Source organism: Nocardia sp. 852002-20019_SCH5090214, from assembly GCF_001665865.1.
Taxonomy (GTDB): domain Bacteria; phylum Actinomycetota; class Actinomycetes; order Mycobacteriales; family Mycobacteriaceae; genus Nocardia; species Nocardia nova.
Genome location: NZ_LZMK01000401.1, coordinates 1 through 625, shown reverse-complemented (window position 1 = coordinate 625; position 625 = coordinate 1). Strand labels below are relative to the sequence as shown.

1 pseudogene is annotated in these 625 nt (G+C 68.8%); it reads left to right on the top strand.

Features of this window, described 5'->3' with window-relative positions:
- A pseudogene (locus A5780_RS41510) lies at window positions 1–625 on the top strand (DNA cytosine methyltransferase); the annotation flags it as partial.

Here is a 625-nt window from a genome sequence, read left to right as displayed (position 1 = left end):
TGTTCTGGGCGAGCCCGGCGTGCCCGGAATGGACGGACGCGAAGGGACAGAAACGCTACTTCGACCAGAGCAACCAGTACCGGTTCGACGAGGAACTCGGCATCGTCGAGGATCCGGCGTCCGGGCGCAGCCGCGCGCTGGTCGAGCAGATTCCCCGGTATCTGCGTGCGATGGCCGCGCGCGGCAAGCCGGTGCTGGCCGGGGTGATGGAAAACGTCGTGCAGTGCTGGAAGTGGGACGACCGGCATCGGTGGCTGCGCGAGATCCAGGACCTCGGTTACGAGACCCGGGTCATCGCCCTGAATTCCGCGCACGTGCTGCCGCGCACCTGCCTGCCGGTGCCGCAGTCCCGCGACCGGCTCTACATCGCGTACTGGCTCAAATCGCTGGGGCGGCGCCCGGATTGGGACAAGTGGCTGCGCCCGAAGGCATGGTGCCCGAGCTGCGAGCAGGTCGTGGACGCGATCCAGTCGTGGAAGAAGCCCGGCACGCAGATGGGCCGCTACGGCGTGCGTCACGGCCAGTATGTCTACCGGTGCCCGTCGAGGGCGTGCCGGTACGCGATCGCCGAGCCGATCACCACACCGGCGTCGGTGGCCATCGACTGGAGCCTGCCGCCCGGGGA